Here is a 20,339-nt window from a genome sequence, read left to right as displayed (position 1 = left end):
CGATGACAACCGCTCCATCCACTCTTCCCCGCCACACCCGCCTGTCCGGGCTGGAGCCGCTGGTCATCACTCCGGATCTGCTGTTCGTCAACATCGGCGAGCGCACCAACGTCACCGGCAGCGCGAAATTCCGCAAACTGGTCAAGGAAGAGCGCTACGCCGAGGCGGTCGAGGTGGCGCGCCAGCAAGTCGACAGTGGCGCGCAGATCCTCGACGTCAACATGGACGAGGGCCTGATCGACTCCGAGCGGGCGATGACCCGCTTCCTCAACCTGATCGCCGCCGAACCGGACATCGCCCGCATTCCGGTGATGGTGGATTCGTCGAAGTGGAGCGTGATCGAAGCCGGGTTGAAGTGCCTTCAGGGCAAGAGCGTGGTCAATTCGATCTCGCTGAAGGAAGGCGAAGCGGCCTTCGTCGAGCACGCACGCAAGGTGTTGCGCTACGGCGCTGCCGCAGTGGTGATGGCATTCGACGAACAGGGCCAGGCCGACACCTGCGCGCGCAAGGTCGAGATCTGCACTCGTGCATACAGGATACTGACCGAGGACGTCGGTTTCCCGCCGGAAGACATCATCTTCGACCCCAACATCTTCGCCATCGCCACCGGCATCGAGGAGCACGACAACTACGCGGTCGACTTCATCGAGGCGACCCGCATCATCCGTCGCACGCTGCCGCACTGCCATGTCTCCGGCGGCGTGTCCAACGTCAGTTTTTCCTTCCGCGGCAACGAACCGGTGCGTCAAGCCATCCATTCGGTGTTCCTGTACCACGCCATCGCCGCCGGGATGGACATGGGCATCGTCAACGCCGGCGCCATGCCGATCTACGACGATCTGGAGCCGGACCTGCGCGAACGGGTCGAGGACGTGGTGCTCAACCGCCGCAGCGATGCCACCGAACGATTGCTGGAGATCGCCGAGCGCTTCAAGGGCAAGAAGGGCGAAAAGAAGACCGAGGACCTGGCCTGGCGCGAGAAGCCGGTGCGCGAGCGGCTGGCGCATGCGCTGGTGCACGGCATCGATGCGTTCGTGGATCAGGACACCGAAGAAGCCCGGCAGCAGGCCGCGCGTCCGCTGGAAGTGATCGAAGGTCCGCTGATGGACGGCATGAACGTGGTCGGCGACCTGTTCGGCGCCGGCAAGATGTTCCTGCCGCAGGTGGTGAAGTCGGCGCGGGTGATGAAGAAGGCGGTGGCCTACCTGTTGCCGTTCATCGAGGCCGAAAAAGCCGAAAGCGGCAGTGCCACAAGGTCCAACGGCCGCATCGTCATGGCCACGGTCAAGGGCGACGTGCACGACATCGGCAAGAACATCGTCGGCGTGGTGCTGGCCTGCAACAACTTCGAAGTGATCGACCTGGGCGTGATGGTGCCGGCGCAGACCATCCTCGACAAGGCGCGCGAGGTGCAGGCCGATATCGTCGGCCTGTCCGGGCTGATCACGCCGTCGCTGGAGGAAATGAGCCACGTCGCCCGCGAGATGCAGCGGCAGGACTTCGCCATTCCGCTGCTGATCGGCGGCGCCACCACCTCGCGCGCGCACACCGCACTGAAGATCGATCCGCACTACGGTGCGCCGACGGTGTGGGTGAAGGATGCCTCGCGCGCGGTCGGCGTGGCGCAATCGCTGCTGAGCGCGGAACTGCGCGGCAAGTTCGTCGCCGCCAACGATGCCGACTACGCCGAAATCCGCCAGCGCCACCGCAATCGCGGCGACGGCAAGCGGCTGGTGACGCTGGACAAGGCGCGGGCGCAGAAGTTCGACGGCGGCTGGGACGACTATCTGCCGCCTGCGCCGAAGCAACCCGGCCTGCACGTGTTCGACGACTATCCGCTGGACGAGCTGGTCGGCTGCATCGACTGGACCCCGTTCTTCCAGGCCTGGGAACTGGCCGGCAAGTACCCGGCGATCCTCGACGACGAGGTGGTCGGCGCGCAGGCCCGCGAGCTGTTCCGCGATGCGCAGGCGATGCTGGAAACGATCATTCGCGAGAAGTGGCTGACGGCGAAGGCGGTGTTCGGACTGTGGCCGGCCAACAGCGTTGGCGACGACGTGGTGCTGCAAACCGGTGCCGGCGAAACCACCCTGCACTTCCTGCGCCAGCAGGTCGACAAGCCGGTCGAGCGCCCGGACTTCTGCCTGGCCGACTTCATCGCTCCGCGGGAAAGCGGCAGGCAGGACGGGATCGGCGCCTTCGCGGTCACCGCCGGCATCGGCATCGACGCCCACGTGGCCCGCTTCGAGGCCGCGCACGACGACTACAACGCGATTCTGCTGAAGGCGCTGGCCGACCGCCTCGCCGAGGCGCTGGCCGAGCGCCTGCATCAGCGCGTTCGCACCGAATTCTGGGGCTATGCCACCGACGAGGCGCTGGACAACGAAGCACTGATCGCCGAACGCTACCGCGGCATCCGCCCCGCCCCTGGCTACCCGGCCTGCCCGGAACACAGCGAGAAGGCCACGCTGTTCGAATTGCTGGATGCGCCGGGCAACGCCGGCATGTCGCTGACCGAAAGCTTCGCCATGTTGCCGACCGCCGCCGTCTGCGGGTATTACTTCAGCCATCCGCGCAGCCAGTATTTCGTGGTCGGCCGGTTGTCGAAGGAGCAGGTCGCCGATTACGCCCGCCGCAAGGGGCTGACGCTGGCGCAGGCCGAACGCCTGCTGGCCTCCAACCTGGACTACGACCCCGAATGAACCCGCCCGCCGTGCCCCGCTTCCGCCTGGCCGGCTTCTACCTGACCTATTACGCGGCGCTGGGCGCATTCACTCCGTACTGGAGCCTGTACCTGCAATCCAAGGGGCTGGGCGCCACCGCGATCAGCGTGCTGATGAGCCTGTGGTATGCCACCCGGATCGTCGCCCCCAGCACCTGGACCACGCTGGCCGCGCGCTCGCCGCAACCGATCCGCTGGCTGCAGATCGGCAGCGTGCTGACCCTGACGACATTCGTCGGCTTTTTGCTGCCCCTGCAGCTGGCCGGGCTGTTCGTCGCCATGGTCGCGTTCTGCTTCTTCTACAACGCGATCATGCCGCAGTTCGAATCGATCACGCTCTCGCACCTGGGCGCGCGTAGCGAAGGCTACGGCGCGATCCGGGTCTGGGGCTCGATCGGCTTCATCGTCGTGGTCGTGTTGTACGGGCGGCTGATCGACCACTTGGGCGTGGCCGTGCTGCCGGCGCTGATGCTGCCGCTGTTCGCCGCGATGGTCGGCTTCGCCTTCGCCAACAGCTATGCACGGCAGCCGGAAACCCACGCGCTGGACGACGATGCCGGTTTCCGCGCCCGCCTGCGCCGGCCGCAGGTGATCGCCTTCCTGGGCTGCGCCTTCCTGCTGCAGGTCTCGTTCGGTCCCTACTACACCTTCTTTTCGATCTACCTGGAAGGCAACGGCTATTCGCCAACCGCGCAGGGTTTGCTGTGGGCGACCGGGGTACTGGTCGAGATCGGCGTGTTCTTCTTCGCCGCACGCATCTTCGCCCGCTGGAGCGCCGACCAGGTGTTGCTGCTGTCGCTGCTCAGCGCGGCGCTGCGCTGGTGGGCGATCGCGCTCTGGCCCGACAACGTGTGGGTGATGGTGCTGGCGCAGACCACCCATGCGCTGAGCTTCGGCGCCTTCTTCGCCGCGGCGATGCAACTGCTGGCGCGCTACTTCCCCGGGCGCATGAACGGCCACGGCCAGGGCGTGTTCTACGGCCTGTCTTCGGGTGTCGGCGGCGTGGCCGGGGCCCTGCTGGCCGGGCAACTGTGGCGGTTCGGCGGCGGCATGGCTTTTGCAGTGTCCGGAGGCATCGCCCTGCTAGCGGCGGCGATCGCCTGGTACTGGCTGGTCCGCCGTCGCTGAACTGCTGCTGATACCCGATGGCCCGTATTTCCGGCGCCCTTCGAATGCCCGATTGAAGCGACCCTTGCGGCGAGCGCGCCGTGGGCATCGCTTCGGCCACCGACTACGGAGAAAGCCGATGAACGCAACCGCGATCCACCGCCTGGCCGTGCTGTCACTGGGGCTGGGGCTGACCCTGCCGTTCTGCGCGCTGGCGCAGACCAGTGTCGTGAAGCCGCCGGTCAAGGCAGCAACCCAGAACATTGCCGGCAACGAGAAGCTGCCGCACAAGGATCCCGGCCCGAAGCCGAAAGACATGCAGGCAGCGACGCTGCCGGTGTCCCGCGGCGAGGCCATGGCCGACTACAAGCCGGACAAACCGGAGCCGAAACCGATTCCGAAGAACGTCGGCGTGCTGGCGTCACCGTCACTGGTGTCGCAAACGGCGATGGACAAGGACAAGCCACCGCCGCCGGAACCGAAGCCCAAGCCCAAGGATCTGCGTGCGCTCGGCGCGAACTCGGCACTGCCGGCGGCGGGCGGCCTCGATAACCGCGCACGCAACAGAGAGGCACTCGATACCCAGGCCCAGCCCGCCGTTCCGGAAGGTGTAAACAAGCCCTGAATCGGGATTGATCGAGTGCGGAGAGACGTCTCCGCACTCGCTTCACGCGCCGTTTTCGACGGGATCGCGTCCGGCCGGACCAACGCGTTACCAGACCAGGTCGTCGGGTACCTGGTATTGCGGGTCGGCGTACGGATCCGCTTCGGCCGGTGCCGAAGGGTCGATCTTCAACGCCACCGATGGCGCGAACACTTCTTCGGCTTGGATCAGCACTTCGGCGTCGACCAGCAGGTAGCGGCCGTTCTGCTGCACCACGCCCAGTTCGCCGGCATTGAGCGCTTTCAACTGATCGGCGGTGACATAGATGCGCTTGATCTTGCCGCCGTACTCGAAATGCCGCGCGATTTCGGCAGATTCGTCGTTCAGCGCCCTGCCCTGAAGCAACTCGGCCAGCTTCGCCCGCGCTTCGCGGCGCAGCCGCGCCTCTTCCTGCTTCAGTCGCTCGGCCTCGATCCGCTCGTCCTTTTCCTTCTGCGCGCGGATCGCGTAGGCCTTGGCCAGATCGATCTCGCTGCCTTTCCGGGCCGGCGGTCCCTTCTTGCCGGAAACCTTTGCGGATGCCTTGTCGCCAGCCTTGCGCGTCTGCGCCGGCTTGCCCTTGCCGTGGGCGGGCCGCTCGGGTTTGGGCGCGGGCTTGAAGCCCAGACCCATCAACTGGTCGCGAAGCGAGTTGCTCATGGCTGACGGAAGGATCGTCGATCAGTAATGCGGTGGCGGCGGCTCGTCCTGCGGCGAAGCGTACAACTCGCTGCGCACCTTGCGCAGGTCAGCCAGCAGGTGCCGCAGCGTCTCGCTGTTGCGGCCGCTTTCGGCACGGGCCTCGGCCAGCACCTCGCTGAGTTCAAGCATGGCCTGTTCCTGGAAGGCCAGGCGGGTTTCCAGTTCGATCAGGCGCTGTTCCAGCGAGCGCTCGCGCGAGGGCGCTTCATGCTGCATGGATCGACCGCCCCCGCCCGATGCCGTAGTAGGCCAGCCCGCCGGCCTCGACCTCGTCCGGTTCGTACAGATTGCGCCCGTCGAAGATCGCCTTGTCCGCCAGGCTTTCGGCCAGACGCGCGAAATCGGGGCTGCGGAACTGCTTCCACTCGGTGACCACCACCAGCGCATCGGCGCCGGACAGGGTGTCGCCGACGCTTTCGCACAGGAGCAGGTCATCGCGCTGGCCGAAGATCCGCGCCGCTTCCTGCCGCGCTTCCGGGTCGTAAGCGCGCACCCGCGCACCGGCTTCCCACAATTGCGCCAGCAGGCGCCGGCTGGACGCCTCGCGCATGTCGTCGGTATTGGGCTTGAACGCCAGCCCCCACACCGCGAAGGTCTTGCCGCGCAGCGCCGCGGCACCGCCGTAGTGGCGCTCGATCAGCTCGAACAGGTGTCCCTTCTGCCGCTCGTTGACCTGCTCCACCGCCTGCAGCAGCAGCGGCGAGTGGCCGTGCTGGGCCGAGGTGCGCGCCAGCGCCTGTACGTCCTTGGGGAAGCACGAACCGCCGTAGCCGGCACCGGGATAGATGAAGTGCCAGCCGATGCGCGGGTCCGAACCGATGCCCTGGCGGACCTTCTCGATGTCGGCCCCGACCTTCTCGGCGATGTTGGCGACCTCGTTCATGAAGCTGATCTTGGTCGCCAGCATCGCATTGGCGGCGTACTTGGTCAGTTCCGCCGAACGCACGTCCATCGCCACGATGCGGTCGTGGTTGCGGTTGAACGGCGCGTACAGGCGCTTGAGCTTCTCGACCGACGCCGCATTGTCGGTGCCGATGACGATGCGGTCCGGGCGCATGCAGTCCTCGACCGCCGCGCCTTCCTTGAGGAATTCCGGATTGGATACCACGTCGAAAACGATGTCGCTGCCGCGCGCCGCCAGTTCGGCGGCGATCGCCCCGCGGACCTTGTCGGCGGTGCCGACCGGCACGGTGGACTTGTCGACCACCACCGCCGGCCGCGTCAGGTGCCGGCCGATGGTCCGCGCCACCGCCAGCACGTACTGCAGGTCGGCGCTGCCGTCCTCGTCCGGCGGCGTGCCGACGGCGATGAACACGACCTCGCCGTGCGCGATCGCCGCTGCGGCGTCGGTAGTGAAAGCCAACCGCCCGGCCGCGTGATTGGCCTTGACCATCGACTCCAGGCCGGGCTCGTAGATCGGGACAATACCGCGGTTCAGCCCGTCGATCTTGTCCTGGTCCACGTCCACGCAGACCACGTCATGGCCGACCTCGGCCAGGCAGGTGCCGGTCACCAGTCCCACATAACCGGTACCGAAGATCGCAACGCGCATCCGATTCTCCTCAGGCTTCCTGCATCACTTCACGATATCGAGCAGCTCGACGTCGAACACCAGGGTCTGGTTCGGACCGATCGGGCCGCCCGGCGTGCCTTCTTCGCCGTAACCGAGCTCGCCGGGGATCCACAGGCGGTACTTGCTGCCCACCGGCATCAGTTGCAGGCCTTCCTGCCAACCCGGCACGACCTGCGACAAGGCGAATTCCACCGGCGCGCCGCGATCATACGAACTGTCGAAGGTGCTGCCGTCCAGCAGGGTGCCGGCATAGTGCACGCGCACGTTGTCGCCGGCCTTGGGCTTGGCACCCTTGCCTTCGCTCAGCACCTGGTACTGCAGGCCCGAAGCCGTGGTCACCACGCCGGGCTTGCTGCCGTTGGCGGCCAGGAAGGCACGGCCTTCCTCGGCGTTCTTGCCCTTGGTCGCCTCGGCCTCGGCCAGGTGCCGGGCCTGCAAACGCTCGCCGAATGCCTGCATCACCTGTGCAGTCTGCGCCTCGTCGATGACGGATTCCTTGCCGTCCACGCTTTCGCGGGCGGCGCGGAACACGGTATCCAGATCGATCTCGTCGCCGGCCAGTTTCAGTGATTCGCCGATCTCGCGGCCGATCAGGTAGCTGGCCTTGTCCTTGTCGGTCTTCAGGTCGTCGATGGTGACGGGCGCGGCCGCGGACTTGTCGCCGGAAGCGGGCTGGCAGGCCAGCAGGCCCAGCAGCGCGAGGGAAAGCGCCGCGGTGCGGGCCGCATGCAGGGGAATGATGTTCAAAGTCTGGGACTCCGGAAGGAATGTCTTGCAAGGGAACCGGCAGCGGCCCCGACGGCCGGGACGACGCCCGGAGCCGTCGGCGCGGACGGTCAGAGGATGTTGATCAGCTCGACGTCGAAGGTCAGCATCGCATCGGGACCGATGCCGGGATTGCCGTTCTCGCCATAGGCCAGGCTGGATGGAATCCAGAAGCGGTACTTGGCGCCGACCGGCATCAACTGCAGGCCTTCGGTCCAGCCGGCGATCACCGAATTCAGCGGAAAGTCGGCCGGCGTCCCGCGCGCGTACGAACTGTCGAACACGCTTCCGTCCAGCAGCTTGCCTTCGTAGTTGACCCGCACCTTGCTGCCGGCGGTCGGACGCGGACCGTTGCCCTGGCGCAGCACCATGTACTGCAGGCCCGACGGCGTGGTGATCACGCCCTTGCGGTTCTTGTTCTCGGACAGGAAGGCCGCGCCCTCGCTGCGATTCTTCGCGCCAAGCTCGCTGTGCTTGCGGGTCGTGTAGGCTTCCATCGCGGCTTGCGCCTGCACCGGGGTCAGCAGCATCGGCTGCTTGGCGAAACTGCTGCGCATGGCCTGGATCAGCACCGGCAAGTCGATGTCGTCCTTCAGCGGCGCCAACGACGGCGCCACCACCCGTTCGGCCAGCATCAGGCCGACCTTGGTCTTGTCGACCGCCGCGGGCTGGCTGCCGGGCGGCTTGCCGGGCATCGGCACGCCCTGGCTGGCGGCGATGTTCTCGCGCAGGGCGGCATCCACCGCCTTGACCTCGGCTTCGGGCAGGGTCGGTTTGCCGCCGGCGAAGATCTGCTTCAACCCACGTTCGAACGCCGCCAGGTCCAGGAACGGCGCGACCGGCTGGAACGAATTGGCCACGTCCATGCCCATCGCATAGCTGACCTGGTCGCGCTCGCTGTCCAGGCTGATCTTGTCCTGCGCCATCGCGCCCGTAGCCGCCAGCGTCGTCGCCCAGACGGCGGCCAGCGCGGCGCTGCGTACCCACTGCTTCATTGCCTTGTCTCTCTGCTGATGCGCCGGGGCCGGCGCGAAGCCGTCATTGTCGCATGGACGCCCCTGCCTGCAGCCACCGCCACGCTACGGCCGCGCGGCTTTCAGCTCGCGTTCGATCGCATTCACCAATTCCGGCGCATCCGGTTTGACCTTGCTCGGGAACTGGGCCACCACCTTGCCGTCGCGACCGATCAGGTACTTGTGAAAATTCCAGCCCGGCTCGACGCCCGTGGTCGCCTTCAATTCCCGGTACAGCGGAGTCGCCTCCGCCCCGGTCACATGCACCTTCTCGAACATCGGGAACTTGACCCCGTAGGTCAGTGTGCAGAATTCGCGGATCTGATCCTCGCTGCCGGGCTCCTGCCCCTTGAAGTCGTTCGACGGGAAGCCGAGCACGGCAAATCCCTGCGGCGCATAGTGCTGATGCAGTGCCTCCAGCCCCTCGTATTGAGGCGTGTATCCGCACTTGCTGGCCGTGTTGACCACCAGCAGCACCTGCCCGGCATAGGCCTGCTTCAGGTTGACCGGGGTGTTTCCGGCCAGCGGCCGGTACTCCAGGTCCAGCAGATCCCCGGCCGTCGCCGTGGTTGCGGCCCCGACCATCAGAACAAACCCGATTGTTTTCAACAACTTGAACATTATTATGTGTCTTCCTGTCTGGCCCGGATCATCTATGTCTTCAGTTGGGTCACGAATCCGTCATCGACGTGTTGACTTCATGTGTTCTGGTGTTATAGTTGAATACAACACCACTCACCCTCAGGGGGGAGCCCAATGAAGAAGTCAGGATATCTCCACCGGCTACCGGTCTTCGGCGCGGCCATCGCGCTGACCGTTCTGGGCATGGTAGCCGCTATCGACGGATCGAATGTCGAAGCGCGGTCCTCGACGTCCGGCATACAGTTTCCGGATGCCGACGCCGGCGAACCGGCACCGAAGGACGCCCGTCCGCGCCGCCACCGTCGCGGCTCGCTGGCCATGCCGTACTTCTCGTTCGCGCAGTCGCTGCGCCCCAGGGGTTGACCATGATGACCCTGACTTCCATCCAGTGGAGCGATGGCGCTCCGATCTACCGCCAGCTGAAGGATCGCGTGATCGCGATGATGCTGGACGGTCTGCTGAAGCCGGGCGACGCCCTGCCTTCGGTCCGCCAGGTGGCCGCCGAATACCAGCTCAACCCGATCACCGTATCGCGCGCCTACCAGGAACTGGCCGACGAGGCCCTGGTCGAGAAGCGCCGCGGCTTGGGCATGTTCGTCACCGAAGAAGCCTCGAAGAAGCTGCTGGCCAACGAGCGCGAGCGCTTCCTGACCGAAGAATGGCCCGCCGTGGCCGAACGCATCCAGCGCCTCGGCCTTTCCGCAGAAGACCTGATCAAGGGGAACGACAAGTGAACGCCGTCACCAATCAAGACGCCGCGCAGGTGGTTTCCGCCCGCGGCCTGCGCAAGCACTACAAGAACAAGCTGGCGCTGGACGATACCGCCTTCGGCATCGACAGCGGCCGCATCGTCGGCCTGATCGGCCCCAACGGCGCCGGCAAGACCACCGCGCTGAAAGCCATCCTCGGCCTGATCCCGTTCGAAGGCGAGCTGAAGGTGCTGGGCCTGGACCCGCGCAGCCAGCGCGACGAGTTGATGGAGCAGGTCTGCTTCATCGCCGATGTCGCCGTGCTGCCGCGCTGGATGCGGGTCAAGGAGGCGATCGACTTCGTCGAGGGCGTGCACCCGCGTTTCGACCGCGCCAAGTGCGAACGCTTCCTCGCCGGCACCCAGCTGGGCCCCAACCTGCGCGTGCGCGAGATGTCCAAGGGCATGATCGTGCAGCTGCACCTGGCGCTGGTGATGGCCATCGACGCGCGTCTGCTGGTGCTGGACGAACCGACCCTGGGCCTGGACATCCTGTACCGCAAGCAGTTCTACCAGCGCCTGCTGGAGGACTACTTCGACGAGAACAAGACCATCCTGGTCACCACCCACCAGGTCGAGGAGATCGAGCACATCCTCACCGACGTGATGTTCATCCGCGACGGCAAGATCGCCCTGACCGCGCAGATGGACGAAGTCGCCGACCGCTACACCGAAGTGCTGGTCTCGCCCGACACCGTCGCCGAGGCGCGCAGCCTGCAGCCGATCGACGAGCGCGCCCTGCCGTTCGGCAAGACCGTGCTGCTGTTCGACGGCGTGCCGCGCGAACGCCTCGCCGCGCTCGGCGAAACCCGCGCCCCCGGCCTGGCCGACCTGTTCGTGGCCATCATGAAAGGAACCTACGCATGAACGCCGTCACCACTCCGCACAAGACGCAAACGATGAAATGGCTGCTGAAGCGCGAGTTCTGGGAGAACCGCGGCGGCTTCCTGTGGGCCCCGGCCATCACCGGCATCATCATCACCGCCCTGTTCACTTTGCTGGCGATCATCGGCAGCATCGCCGGCCGCCGCGCCGCCGGCGACAGCGGCTTCGTCATCGACGATGCGCCGGACAAGATCAACCTGGCGATCGGCGGCTTCGGCGATGGCGTGCTGCTCGCCGGGGTGATGCTGGCCTGCGCGGTACTGGCCTTCGTGGTGTTCTTCTACGCGCTGGGCAGCCTGTACGACGACCGCCGCGACCGCAGCATCCTGTTCTGGAAGTCGCTGCCGCTGTCCGACCGCGACATGGTGCTGTCCAAGGCGGCCTGGGCGCTGCTGCTGGCGCCGGTGATCGCCATCGGCATCGGCATCCTGATCGGCCTGGCGCTGTGGGTGGTGACCGCGCTGACCCTGACCGTCAATGGTTTGCCCGCGAGTACGGCGGTATTCACCCACTCGCACCCGTTGCGGATCGTCGGCGGCGCGCTGGCCTGCCTGCCGGTCTACGTGCTGTGGGCGCTGCCGACCGTCGGCTGGCTGATGTTCTGTTCGGCCTGGGCACGCAGCAAGCCGTTCCTGTGGGCAGTGCTGGTGCCGCTGCTGGGCTGCGTCACCGTCAGCATGATGGGCATCCTGCCGAATGTGCGCATCCCGCACGACACCATCTGGTACGTGGTGGCCTATCGCGGCCTGCTGAGCGTGGCGCCGGGCACCTGGGTTCCGACCCTGTCCAACGGCACGCTGAATCCGAGCGTGGAGATCAACACCCCGGACGAACTGGCCAAGGCGGTCGACCTGACCCGCAGCTGGGAGGTGTTCGCCCATGCCGACATCTGGATCGGCGCGGCCGTGGGCATCGCCCTGATCGTCGCCGCCATCTACCTGCGCCGCTGGCGCGACGAAGGCTGAACCCGCCTTCGCCTCACCGGAGACCTCATCATGCATCGTTCGATCCTGCTGTCCCTGCTGCTGCTTCCCGGCGTCGCGCTGGCCGACGAGTGCCAGCACTCGCGGCCGCTGGACCTGCGCCTCGACCTGGACGGGGTGAAGACCGTCCGCTTCGAAATCGCCAACCATGAGCTGAAGCTGGTGGCCGATGGCGGCAACCGCGTCGGCGGCCGCGCCTACGCCTCCGATCCGGCGTATCTGGATCAACTGGTAGTCGAACAGCGCAGACAAGGCGACAAGCTGATCGTCAGCGCGCACCGCGAAGGCAAGTCCTCGGGGGTGTTCCTGCGCAACAACTACGCCTACCTGCAACTGCAGGCGGGGGTTCCGCGCGAACTGATGGTGCAGTTGCAGGTCGGCTCCGGCGATGCCTCGGTCAGTGGCCCGGCCTCGCTGAGCGTGGACCTGGGTTCCGGCGACGTGCAGGCCAGCCGCATCCGCGGCCTGGTCACCGCCAAGATCGGTTCCGGCGACCTGGAGCTTGACGACGTCGGCCCGCTGCACGTGCTGTCGATCGGTTCCGGCGATCTGGAGGCCAAAAGCCTGCGCGGGAATGTCGAAGTCGGCAGCATCGGTTCCGGCGACCTGACCCTGCAACAGGTGGCCGGCAGCGTGGACATCGGTTCGATCGGCTCGGGCGATGCGGAGGTCTCCGGCGCCGACGGGCTTGTCCATGTTCGCTCGATCGGGTCCGGCGACCTGGACGTCAGCGGCTCCCGCGGCGGCGTCACGGTCGATTCGATCGGCAGCGGCGACGTCGGCCTGCACGATGTCACCGGACCGATCAACCTGCCACGTCGCTGATTCCTCTCGCAAACCCGTACCCATCCGCGCCACCGGCGCGATCAATACCGCCATTCCGGAGTGAATCCATGAATCGCAAGCACCTCGCCTTCGCCCTTGCCGCCCTGTTGCCGCTGACGGCTCAGGCCCAGGAAACCCCGTCCGGCATCCGCGCCGAGATCCGCCAGGAGATGGCCGATGCGCGCAAGGAAGTCCGCGAAGAGCTCGCCAACGCCAAACGCGAACTCGATACGGAAAACCTGGATGTCGGCAACGGCCTGCATTTCGGCCGCCACGATGCCGCCCACGACCCGGACGTGGACCTGCCCACCGCCGAAATCACCCCGGAAGGCGATTTCCTGCTCGACGGCAAGGCCGTCGCCATCACCGCCTCACAACGCCGGCAGTTGCTGACCTACCGCGGACTGGTGATCGACATCGCCAAGTCCGGCATCGACGCCGGCGAGCGCGTGGCCTACGCCGCGCTGGAAGCCACCGACGTGTCGCTGTTCAGCCTGATCTTTGGTGGTCTGACCGGCAGCCTGGAGCGCAAGATCGAGCGTACGGTCAAGCAGGAAATCGAGCCGATGGTGCGCGATATCTGCCGACAGCTGCCGAAGGTATACGATTCGCAGCAGCGACTGTCCGCCAGCCTGCCGCAATTCGAACCCTACGCCACACTGGAACCGGATGACGCCGTCGATTGTGAAAAGGAAGTCCGCGACGAGCTGGCCCTGCGCTGATCGAGCCGCTCCGACAGCCTTTCGCAACCGACACCGCATTCGTCCATTCCGCCCCGCCACTCCCGTCCGGAGATTCGTCCCATGACCCCGACCCGACTGATTTCGACCGGCTTGCTCGCGATGCTGTGGCTGTCTGCCTGCGGCGGCAAATCGCCCGACCCCGCGCAGACGGCCGCAAAGGCCGATGACGGCATGACCGCGATCGGCGCCACGGTGAAGAAGGCTCTGGACAAGGCCAAGACCGAACTCGAGACCCAGAATCTTGTCCTCGGCGGCAACAATCTCCATATCAACGGCGTCAAGTTCGGCAACAACGACGACCCCTCGCGACCGATCGGCCAGATCACCCCGGACGGCGATCTGCTGATCGACGGCCAGGCGGTACCGATCGACGACACCCAGCGCGCGCTGCTGCTGGACTACCGCAAGAACCTGATCGCCGTCGCCGCCACCGGCATGGACCTAGGCGCCAAGGGCGCCGACCTCGGCGTGAAGGCGGCCGGTTTGGCGCTGAAGGGCGTATTCAGCGGCAAGACCGACGAGATCGAGAAAAAGATCGAGGCCGAGGCCGAGAAACTCAAAGTCGAAGCCGAAGTGCTGTGCGACACGCTGCCGGCGCTGTACGACTCGCAGCAGGCGCTGGCTGCTGCCCTGCCCGCCTTCGTCCCCTACGCCACGATGGAGATGGACGATATCAGCGACTGCAAGGCCGATATCCACGACTCGGACGCGTCGATGAGCGATGAAGAGCGCGCCAAGCTTCAGCAGGACATCCGAGAAGCGATCCAGAGCGGCGTGCGCGAAGGCGTGCAGGCCGGTACGGAAGCCGCCACCGAAGCGCTCGACGATAAGGCACCCGCGGGCAACTGACACGCTTCCGCTGCGTCATGCGGCGGCGACCGACTCAGCCGTGGATACCGCCTCTGGCCAGCGCGGCCGGGTCCAGCAACGGCTTCAATGTCTTCGCGTCCATCCCGGTGACTTCCATCGCCACCTCCAGCACCGGCCGCCCTTCGCGGTAGGCCTGCTTGGCGATGGCGGCGCCCTGCTCGTAGCCGATCACCGGGTTCAGCGCGGTGACCAGGATCGGATTGCGCTCCAGTGCTTCCCTGACCCGCTCGTGCCGCACCTTCAGTCCGGCGATGGCGTCGTCGGCCAGCAACCGCGAGACATTGGCCAGCAACTGGATCGATTCCAGCAGGTTGGCGGCGATCAGCGGCAGGGTCACGTTCAACTGGAAATTGCCGGTCTGTCCGGCCACCGTCACCGCAGTGTGGTGGCCGATGACCTGGGCGCAGACCATCACCACGGCCTCCGGGATCACCGGGTTGACCTTGCCGGGCATGATCGAGCTGCCCGGCTGCAGCGCCGGCAATTCGATCTCGCCCAGTCCCGCCAGCGGACCGGAATTCATCCAGCGCAAGTCGTTGGCGATCTTGATCAGCGCCACCGCCAGCGCATTGAGCTGGCCTGACAACTCCACCGCGTCGTCCTGCGCGGCCAGGCCTTCGAACTTGTTGCCCGCGCTGTCGAACTTTGTCTTCGTCAGCCGCGACAGCTCGCGTGCCACCCGCGCGCCGAAACGCGGGTCTGCATTGATGCCGGTGCCGATGGCGGTCCCGCCCAGCGGCAACCGGCGCAGGCGCTTCAGGCTGTCGGCGAGGCGTTCTTCGGCGGACTTCAATTGCGCCGACCAGGCCGAGAACTCCTGGGCGAAGGTCAGTGGCATCGCGTCCATCAAATGGGTACGCCCGGTCTTGACCACCCGGCCCAGCGAACGGCCGCGGCGATCGATAGTCCGGCGCAGGTACTTCAGCGCCGGCAGCAGGTCTTCGACCACCGCCAACTGCGTCGAAACCCGAATCGCCGTCGGCACCACATCATTGGAGCTCTGGCCCAGATTGACGTGGTCGTTGGGATGCACGCGGGCCTTGCCGGCCTTGCCACTGCGGTTGCTCAACGTGGCAATGACCTCGTTGGCATTCATGTTGGATGAAGTCCCGGACCCGGTCTGGTAGATATCGATCGGGAAATGCGCGTCGTGCTCGCCTGCGGCCACCTCCAGCGCCGCAGCGCGCACCGCCCGCGACACGCCCTTGGGCAGCAGCCCCAGTCCGGCATTGACCTCGGCCGCGGCCGCCTTGACCAAGCCCAGCGCACGGATGAAGCCACGCGGCATCGGCCGGCCGGAAATCGGGAAGTTCTGTACCGCGCGCTGGGTCTGCGCACCCCACAGCGCCTCGGCGGGCACCTGCAGTTCGCCCATGCTGTCGTGTTCGATGCGAACGCCGCCTGCGGCCGCTCGCGTGTTCTTGCTGCTGCTCATCGCCGTCTCCGGAATGGATGGGTCGGCTTGCGCACCGGCGTATGTGCGCGGCGGCTGGCTCCGACGACAGGATACGCCGGACACCCGACGCCGGCGTCGCGGTAAACTGCGAAGCTCCCTGCCGCCGGGTCCGCCGCCCATGTCCGAATCCGCCCTGCTCGCCCTGTCCCCGCTCGATGGCCGCTACGCCGCCAAGGTCGACGCGCTGCGCCCGATCTTCTCCGAGTACGGGCTGATCCGTGCACGGGTGAAGGTGGAAATCGAATGGCTGCTGGCGCTGTCCACCGAACCGGGCATCGTCGAACTGGCGCCCTTCTCCGCCGCCGCCGAAACCCGGCTGCGCGCACTGGCCGACGGTTTCTCGGTGCAGGACGCCGCTCGCGTCAAGGACATCGAGCGCACCACCAACCACGACGTCAAAGCGGTCGAGTACTTCATCAAGGAACGGCTGAAGGACGATGCGGAACTGGGTCCGGCACTGGAATTCGTCCACTTCGCCTGCACCAGCGAGGACATCAACAACCTGTCCTATGGCCTGATGCTGGAACAGGCCCGGCGCGAGGTGCTGTTGCCGGCGCTGGACGGCGTGACTGCGACCCTGCGCACCCTGGCCCATGCGCAGGCCGCGCAGCCGATGCTGTCGCGCACCCACGGCCAGACCGCCTCGCCGACCACGCTGGGCAAGGAACTGGCCAACGTGGTCGCCCGCCTGCAGCGCCAGCGCGCGCAGATCGCAGCGGTCGAGCTGAGCGGCAAGATCAACGGCGCGGTCGGCAACTACAACGCCCATCTCGCCAGCTATCCCGACGTCGACTGGCCCGCGTTCGCGCGGCGTTTCGTCGAAGGCCTGGGCCTGACGTTCAACCCGTACACCACCCAGATCGAGCCGCACGACAACGTCGCCGAAATCGGCGATGCCGCGCGTCGCGCCAACACCGTATTGATCGATCTGGCACGCGACGTCTGGGGCTACATCTCGCTGGGCTACTTCAGGCAGAAACTGAAGGAAGGCGAGGTCGGCAGCTCGACCATGCCGCACAAGGTCAACCCGATCGACTTCGAGAACGCGGAAGGCAACTTCGGCGTCGCCAATGCGCTGTTCGAGCATTTCAGCGCCAAGCTGCCGATCAGCCGCTGGCAGCGCGACCTGACCGACTCCACCGTGCTGCGCGCGCTCGGTACCGCCTTCGGCCACACCCTGGTCGCGCTGGACTCGCTGACCAAGGGCCTGGGCAAGCTGGAAGTCAATCCACAGCGGATCGACGCCGACCTGGACGCCGCCTGGGAGGTGCTGGCCGAAGCGGTGCAGACGGTGATGCGTCGCCACGGCCTGCCGAACCCCTACGAACAGCTGAAGGCGCTGACCCGCGGCCAGGGCATCACCGCCGAATCGATGCGCGCCTTCATCGCGACGCTGGAACTGCCGCCGGAGGCGAAGCAGCGCCTGCTGGAGATGACCCCGGCCGGCTATACCGGCCTAGCCGAAACGCTGGCGCGGGACATCTGAACCCTCGCCAGCCAACCCGCCCATGTCACTGCGTCCCGCCATCGCCTCGCTCGTCATCGCCGCCCTGGCCGCCTGCGGCAAGCCCGGCGCGACACGCGACGCACCGATCGGGACTATTCCACCCTGCCCGAGCAATGCCTCGGCGATGGACGGCTGGAACGACCGTGCGCCGCCGCAACGGATCTTCGGCAACACCTGGTACGTCGGCACCTGCGGACTGGCCTCGATCCTGGCCACTTCGCCGCAGGGCCACGTGCTGATCGACGGCGCGACCGAGGCGGCGGGCCCGCTGATCGAAGCCAACATCCGCGCCCTCGGCTTCGACCCGAAGGACGTGAAATACCTGCTGGACTCGCACGAGCACCACGACCACGTGGCCGGCCTGGCCTACCTGCAGGCCGTCACCGGCGCGCCGCTGCTGGCGCGCATGCCCGGCATCACCACCCTGGGCAGTGGCCGCAGCAGTCGCGACGACCCGCAGATGCGGGCACTGGCGTCGTTCCCGCCGGTGGCCCGGATCGTGCCGCTGGCCGACGGCGAGACCGTCCGCATCGGCGAACTGGCGCTGACCGCGCACGCCACCCCCGGCCACGCGCCCGGCGGCACCAGCTGGAGCTGGCGCAGCTGCGAGGGCGAACGTTGCCTGGACATGGTCTACGCCGACAGCCTGACCGCGATTTCCGACGACGAATACCGCTATGGCGACGATGACGCGCATCCGGGCTACCTGGACGCGTTCCGGCGCGGCATCGAGGCACTGGCCACCCTGCCCTGCGACGTGCTGATCACCCCGCATCCGCTGGCCAGCAACCTGTTCGCGCGGATGGATGGACACGCCGAACTGGTCGACCCCGGCGCCTGCCGTCGTTATGCCGAACGCGGCCGCGACGGATTGCAACGGCGGTTGGCCGACGAAGCGCAACACCAGGACACCCCATGATCGAGATCGACGCCCGCAAGCACCTGCCGCTGGGGATGAAGCCCGCCGACTTCCTGCGCGACTACTGGCAGAAGAAGCCGCTGCTGATCCGCAATGCCTTCCCCGGCTTCGTCACCCCGCTGCAACCGGAAGACCTGGCCGGCCTGGCCTGCGAGGAAGCCGCACTGTCGCGGATCGTCAGCCACGACCGAGCGCGCGACCGCTGGACCCTGCGTACCGGGCCGTTCGCCGAAGAAGAATTCCCCGGCATGCCCGACCACGACTGGACCCTGCTGGTGCAGGACGTGGACAAGTGGGACGCCGACGTCGCCGCGCTGATCGAGCACTTCCCGTTCCTGCCACGCTGGCGGATCGACGACATCATGATCAGCTTCGCCGCCACCGGCGGTTCGGTCGGCGCCCACGTCGACCAGTACGACGTGTTCCTGCTGCAGGCGCAGGGCCAGCGCCGCTGGATGATCGATGCCGGCCCCAATCCGCCGCTCGACTTCCGCGACGACGCAGAAATCAAGCTGCTGCGCGAATTCACCCCAACCCACGACTGGGTGCTGGATCCGGGTGACATGCTGTACCTGCCGCCGAACGTGCCGCACCACGGAGTCGCGGTGAATCCCTGCCTGACCTTCTCGCTGGGCATGCGCGCGCCGTCCGCGGCCGAGCTGATCGGCGACTGGCTGGACACCGTGATCGCCGATGCCGACGACCGCATCCGCTACCACGACGGCGACTTGCAGCCGCCACGCGACGGCTGGGAGATCGATGCCGCCGCCATGGGCCGCGTGGTCGAGGCGCTGAACGCGCTGCGGATGAACGATCCGGACCAGTTGGGCGACTGGTTCGGCCGCTTCATCACCACCTACCGGGCGGCCGGCGAGATTGTCGCACCCGCGGCGGCGCCCGCCCGCGCGGAAACCGAGTTCCTGCTGCAGCAAGGCGTAACCCTGCAGCGGCACCCGTTCGCCCGGCCGGCCTGGCGTCGCGCCCGCCGCGGCGCCACCCTGTTCTGCAGCGGCCTGCAGTTTCCGCTAGCGGTCGCCGATGCGCGCCGGCTGGCCGCAACCGAGCGCATCGATGCGGCCGGCTATGCCGCGCTGGGCGAACCGGGACGCCACGCACTAATCGAACTGCTGGCGGCCGGCCACTACCAGTTGCTCGGCCCGGACGGGGAGCCGGTCGGATGAACGCGACCGCGCCGTTCCGGATCGAGACCGTCGACTACGCCACGCGCCTGGACGACCTGCGCCGGGTGCGGGAAACGGTGTTTGTGCAGGAACAGCAAGTGCCGCTGGAACTGGAGTGGGACGCGTTGGACCCGCTCAGCCACCATGTCGTCGCCTACGACGACGCCGGCCGGCCGATCGGCACCGGCCGGCTGACCCCGGAACACAGGATCGGGCGCATGGCCGTGCTGACCGAATGGCGCGGCCGCGGGGTCGGCGAAGCCCTGCTGCTGGCCCTGCTGCAACAGGCCCGCGATGCCGGCTGGACCGAGGTCAGCCTGCACGCCCAGGTCAGCGCCGAAGCCTTCTACGCGTGCCACGGCTTCGTGCCCGAGGGCGAGCGCTTCATCGAGGCCGGCATCGAGCACCAGGGCATGCGCAGGGCCCTACGCGGGGCCACCGCGATCTCGCGCCGCGACGCGGCCATCGCCATTACCGCGGCCATCGTCGGACAGGCCCGACGCGGGCTGGTCATCTACAGCCGCGAACTCGACCCCGGCCTGCTCGACGCCCCGGCCGTGCTGGAGGCGCTGCGCCGCTTCGCCACCAGCTCGGACGGCGCACAAGTGCAGATCCTGCTGCAGGATGCCGCCTCCCCGCAGCGGGCACTGACGCCGCTGCTGCCGCTGGCCCAGCGCCTGCCCAGTGTATTCGCCTTCCGCGAAGTGCAGGATCCGGTCGACCTGCCCTATGCCTCCGCGTATCTGGCCAACGACGCCGGCGGTTACTACTTCCGCCCGCTCGGCCATCACTACGACGGCGAGGCGGAACTGGACAATCCGGGCCGTGCGCGCCAGTTGCGCGACAGCTTCATCCAGGTCTGGGAGCGTTCGCGTCCGTGCAGCGAATTGCGCGCGCTGGGATTGTGAACACAGCGTCCCGGGTACCGCTTTGGTCTTAATGGGGTGCACCCCGCCGTCCGCATGCAGGTATAATTTCCCCGCTTTGCAACGGCTCCATGCCTCCCGCGCGGAATTTGCACAAACTCCTTCCGCATCAGCCATTTGGCACCCCCA

21 protein-coding genes are annotated in these 20,339 nt (G+C 67.0%); 14 read left to right on the top strand and 7 right to left on the bottom strand.

Features of this window, described 5'->3' with window-relative positions:
- Positions 1-2: 2 nt before the first annotated feature.
- From metH to CSC70_RS08020, 3 genes are all read left to right on the top strand, one after another.
- On the top strand, positions 3-2,702 hold the full coding sequence (gene metH, locus CSC70_RS08030) for a methionine synthase (protein WP_162456141.1): 2,700 nt from the start codon (positions 3-5) through the stop codon (positions 2,700-2,702).
- Complete coding sequence (locus CSC70_RS08025) at positions 2,699-3,850, top strand: MFS transporter (protein ID WP_162456140.1); 1,152 nt, start codon at positions 2,699-2,701, stop codon at positions 3,848-3,850. The genes metH and CSC70_RS08025 overlap by 4 nt, the downstream gene beginning before the upstream one ends.
- A gap of 118 nt (positions 3,851-3,968) precedes the next feature.
- Positions 3,969-4,454, top strand: a complete 486-nt coding sequence (locus tag CSC70_RS08020; protein WP_162456139.1) for a hypothetical protein — start codon at positions 3,969-3,971, stop codon at positions 4,452-4,454.
- 87 nt (positions 4,455-4,541) lie between these two features.
- On the opposite strand, the gene CSC70_RS08015 is transcribed toward CSC70_RS08020, so the two are convergent.
- The 6 genes from CSC70_RS08015 to CSC70_RS07990 all read right to left on the bottom strand — a co-directional run bounded on the left by CSC70_RS08015 (position 4,542) and on the right by CSC70_RS07990 (position 9,110).
- Positions 4,542-5,132: a DUF2058 domain-containing protein gene (locus tag CSC70_RS08015; RefSeq protein WP_162456138.1), complete on the bottom strand. Its 591-nt coding sequence runs from the start codon at positions 5,130-5,132 to the stop codon at positions 4,542-4,544.
- Between the two features lie 21 nt (positions 5,133-5,153).
- The gene (locus CSC70_RS08010) at positions 5,154-5,390 is read right to left on the bottom strand and encodes a SlyX family protein (RefSeq protein WP_162456137.1); all 237 of its coding nucleotides are present in this window, start codon (positions 5,388-5,390) and stop codon (positions 5,154-5,156) included.
- Positions 5,380-6,726 carry a UDP-glucose dehydrogenase family protein gene (locus CSC70_RS08005; RefSeq protein WP_162456136.1) on the bottom strand — a complete coding sequence of 449 codons (1,347 nt, stop codon included), beginning with the start codon at positions 6,724-6,726 and terminating at the stop codon, positions 5,380-5,382. The genes CSC70_RS08010 and CSC70_RS08005 overlap by 11 nt, the downstream gene beginning before the upstream one ends.
- 24 nt (positions 6,727-6,750) lie before the next feature.
- Complete coding sequence (bamJ, locus tag CSC70_RS08000; RefSeq protein WP_211369451.1) at positions 6,751-7,494, bottom strand: BamJ family beta-barrel-assembly machinery protein; 744 nt, start codon at positions 7,492-7,494, stop codon at positions 6,751-6,753.
- 89 nt (positions 7,495-7,583) lie between these two features.
- Positions 7,584-8,507, bottom strand: coding sequence for an FKBP-type peptidyl-prolyl cis-trans isomerase N-terminal domain-containing protein (locus tag CSC70_RS07995; protein WP_162456135.1), 924 nt, complete (start codon positions 8,505-8,507; stop codon positions 7,584-7,586).
- Positions 8,508-8,591: 84 nt separating this feature from the next.
- Entirely contained in the window at positions 8,592-9,110 is a 519-nt protein-coding gene (locus tag CSC70_RS07990) for a glutathione peroxidase (RefSeq protein ID WP_246189356.1), read from the bottom strand.
- Between the two features lie 171 nt (positions 9,111-9,281).
- Between CSC70_RS07990 and CSC70_RS07985 the strand changes: the two genes are divergently transcribed.
- The 7 genes from CSC70_RS07985 (at position 9,282) to CSC70_RS07955 (ending at position 14,200) form a co-directional block, all read left to right on the top strand.
- Positions 9,282-9,530: a hypothetical protein gene (locus tag CSC70_RS07985; RefSeq protein WP_162456133.1), complete on the top strand. Its 249-nt coding sequence runs from the start codon at positions 9,282-9,284 to the stop codon at positions 9,528-9,530.
- An 11-nt stretch (positions 9,531-9,541) separates the two neighbouring features.
- Positions 9,542-9,901, top strand: coding sequence for a GntR family transcriptional regulator (locus CSC70_RS07980; protein WP_162456261.1), 360 nt, complete (start codon positions 9,542-9,544; stop codon positions 9,899-9,901).
- 29 nt (positions 9,902-9,930) lie between these two features.
- Positions 9,931-10,782, top strand: coding sequence for an ABC transporter ATP-binding protein (locus CSC70_RS07975; protein WP_425501546.1), 852 nt, complete (start codon positions 9,931-9,933; stop codon positions 10,780-10,782).
- Positions 10,779-11,765: an ABC transporter permease gene (locus tag CSC70_RS07970; protein ID WP_162456131.1), complete on the top strand. Its 987-nt coding sequence runs from the start codon at positions 10,779-10,781 to the stop codon at positions 11,763-11,765. Before CSC70_RS07975 ends, CSC70_RS07970 begins: the two co-directional genes overlap by 4 nt.
- Before the next feature lie 30 nt (positions 11,766-11,795).
- A complete protein-coding gene (locus CSC70_RS07965; RefSeq protein WP_162456130.1) occupies positions 11,796-12,608 on the top strand; it encodes a DUF4097 family beta strand repeat-containing protein in 813 nt (270 codons plus the stop codon).
- A 68-nt stretch (positions 12,609-12,676) separates the two neighbouring features.
- A complete protein-coding gene (locus CSC70_RS07960) occupies positions 12,677-13,330 on the top strand; it encodes a hypothetical protein (RefSeq protein WP_162456129.1) in 654 nt (217 codons plus the stop codon).
- An 81-nt stretch (positions 13,331-13,411) separates the two neighbouring features.
- On the top strand, positions 13,412-14,200 hold the full coding sequence (locus CSC70_RS07955; protein ID WP_211369450.1) for a YggN family protein: 789 nt from the start codon (positions 13,412-13,414) through the stop codon (positions 14,198-14,200).
- Positions 14,201-14,234: 34 nt separating this feature from the next.
- Here the strand turns inward: CSC70_RS07955 and CSC70_RS07950 are convergent, their stop codons facing one another.
- The gene (locus CSC70_RS07950; RefSeq protein ID WP_162456128.1) at positions 14,235-15,656 is read right to left on the bottom strand and encodes a class II fumarate hydratase; all 1,422 of its coding nucleotides are present in this window, start codon (positions 15,654-15,656) and stop codon (positions 14,235-14,237) included.
- Between the two features lie 139 nt (positions 15,657-15,795).
- Between CSC70_RS07950 and purB the strand changes: the two genes are divergently transcribed.
- Genes purB through CSC70_RS07930 form a run of 4 tightly spaced genes read left to right on the top strand, consistent with a single transcriptional unit; the run spans position 15,796 to position 20,192 of the window.
- The gene (gene purB, locus CSC70_RS07945) at positions 15,796-17,163 is read left to right on the top strand and encodes an adenylosuccinate lyase (RefSeq protein WP_162456127.1); all 1,368 of its coding nucleotides are present in this window, start codon (positions 15,796-15,798) and stop codon (positions 17,161-17,163) included.
- A gap of 22 nt (positions 17,164-17,185) precedes the next feature.
- Positions 17,186-18,103, top strand: a complete 918-nt coding sequence (gene bla / locus CSC70_RS07940) for a subclass B3 metallo-beta-lactamase (RefSeq protein ID WP_162456126.1) — start codon at positions 17,186-17,188, stop codon at positions 18,101-18,103.
- On the top strand, positions 18,100-19,284 hold the full coding sequence (locus CSC70_RS07935; RefSeq protein ID WP_162456125.1) for a cupin domain-containing protein: 1,185 nt from the start codon (positions 18,100-18,102) through the stop codon (positions 19,282-19,284). Before bla ends, CSC70_RS07935 begins: the two co-directional genes overlap by 4 nt.
- The gene (locus CSC70_RS07930) at positions 19,281-20,192 is read left to right on the top strand and encodes a GNAT family N-acetyltransferase (protein ID WP_162456124.1); all 912 of its coding nucleotides are present in this window, start codon (positions 19,281-19,283) and stop codon (positions 20,190-20,192) included. Before CSC70_RS07935 ends, CSC70_RS07930 begins: the two co-directional genes overlap by 4 nt.
- The last annotated feature ends 147 nt before the right edge of the window (positions 20,193-20,339 follow it).

Source organism: Pseudoxanthomonas kalamensis DSM 18571, from assembly GCF_010211745.1.
Classification (GTDB): Bacteria; Pseudomonadota; Gammaproteobacteria; order Xanthomonadales; family Xanthomonadaceae; genus Pseudoxanthomonas_A; species Pseudoxanthomonas_A kalamensis.
This window is presented reverse-complemented; position numbering and strand designations above follow the sequence as displayed.